Annotated in this window: 2 protein-coding genes; both read right to left on the bottom strand. The window is 63.8% G+C overall.

The features are described 5' to 3' along the window. Positions 1–740 (bottom strand): RND transporter (locus tag GEV06_28475; protein MPZ21787.1); only part of this gene is annotated, 740 nt, incomplete at its 3' end. Positions 741–1,080: 340 nt separating this feature from the next. After that, on the bottom strand, positions 1,081–1,533 hold the full coding sequence (locus GEV06_28470) for a DUF393 domain-containing protein (GenBank protein ID MPZ21786.1): 453 nt from the start codon (positions 1,531–1,533) through the stop codon (positions 1,081–1,083). Between the last annotated feature and the right edge of the window lie 98 nt (positions 1,534–1,631).

Here is a 1,631-nt window from a genome sequence, read left to right as displayed (position 1 = left end):
GCCGTGAGCACACCCGGAACACCTGCGCGGACGCGCAGGTCGTCGAGCTGCTCCCTCTTGAGCACGTATACCGTCCGGAGCCGGTTGACTTCCGACTGCTGCTCGGCCAGTTGATCCGGTGCCGTTTGCTCTGTGATCTTGAGTCGTTTACGCTCAGCCTCGAGCTGGGCGCCAAGGCCCTTTGCTGTGGACGTGTACTGCAGCAGCTCGTTGTCCGAGACGAGGTTATCTTTGTGTAACCGCGTGTATCCGTCTGCCTGTGCCTTGGCATGCTCGTAACGAGCTGACACATCCGCAACGATTGCCTCCAGCGTGAGCAGTGCCGACGTGAGGTCGGCGCGCGCTTTCGCGAGCCGCGCTTCTGCGCCCTTGAGCTCCAGCTCCGCTCCGGTCACCTCCTGTGTGAGCACCGGGTTGCTCATCTCGACGACGACGGTGTTCTCTTCGACCCGCACGCCAGGTCGCAACAACACGCGATCGATGCGCCCTGCGGCCGGCGCGGCCACCCAATTGATGTCCAGTGGCACCAACCGGCCCGTGCCGCGGACGTTCCGGATCATCGCTCCGCGCTGCACCGTATAGGGCCAGATCGTGCCGCGCTCGACGGGCGGAGCCGCTGGTTTGAGTCGCGAGACACCAACCGTGATGAGCAGGATAGCCGTGAGCGCGACGACACCATAGGCGGCGCGGCGCATCTTACGTCGACGTATGACTTCGGGGGGACGAGCAATATCAACCATCGCTGTATAGAGCTACCAAAGAACGTGCCAGCAATGGGCCTGCGCGAATTTGACCGTGTACGCGCATGTTATCTCGACGCAGCTTCCAGAACCAACCCCTGCTGGTGACCGTCTGTGGCACGCGTCGTCCCAGATCCGGACACCGGGTGACGAGGCAAAACGCTCGAAAGATTGACGTCGCTGACTTAGACGAGAGGCGGGTCGCACAAGTTGAGTGCCGAAAGCAAAGAATTGGCGGGCATGGCACGACCCGACGACGGTTCCGGGGACGAGCGCGCGGTTTGGTTGCCCTCCGCCTACTCCTCAAGTCGGCACTGGTACACAGCTCCAGGACATCCGCTCATACACGTGCGGACGAGTCGGGAACGGGCCGCGGCGGGTCGGCGTCGAGGAAGCGCGCGCGATGGGCGGGGCTTGGGAGCGGACAAGCATCCAGGCGGCCGAACCAGCGATAGCGGGACCGCGCGACGCGGTCGTAGAGCCGATCCCGGATGGCGCGCGGTAGGACCCGAAGCAGCGCAAGATACCGCCACGGACGAGCGAGATACCGCGCGGCGCCGAGCACGGCGTCGGATCGTGTTGACGCTCGTTCGCGCTCGATCAGGACGAGCGTGTCGAGCACATCGGGCGCGAGATGATGCCGAGTGAGCAGCGCGCGTCCCAAGGAGGACTGGAGAGCCGCAAAGCGCAGGCGGCCGCGCGGGTCGTGTCGCAGAAGAAATCGAACGCTCCGGTGGCATAACCCACACACGCCGTCGTAGAGCACGATGGGATGGTCGAGTCTGTGGGCCATGGGGCATTCTTCGCTACTATCCTAATCCCAGCATGTCGAGCACCAAGAACCGCGTGTCCGGCACACGAATTGGAATTGATCTTGGCGGCACGAAGATC

Source organism: Luteitalea sp. (assembly GCA_009377605.1).
Classification (GTDB): Bacteria; Acidobacteriota; Vicinamibacteria; order Vicinamibacterales; family Vicinamibacteraceae; genus WHTT01.
This window is presented reverse-complemented; position numbering and strand designations above follow the sequence as displayed.

What these genes read in the sequence shown, in the direction of transcription:
- GEV06_28470 (MPZ21786.1), bottom strand. Translation starts at nt 1,533, where the DNA reads ATGGCCCACAGACTCGACCATCCCATCGTGCTCTACGACGGCGTGTGT.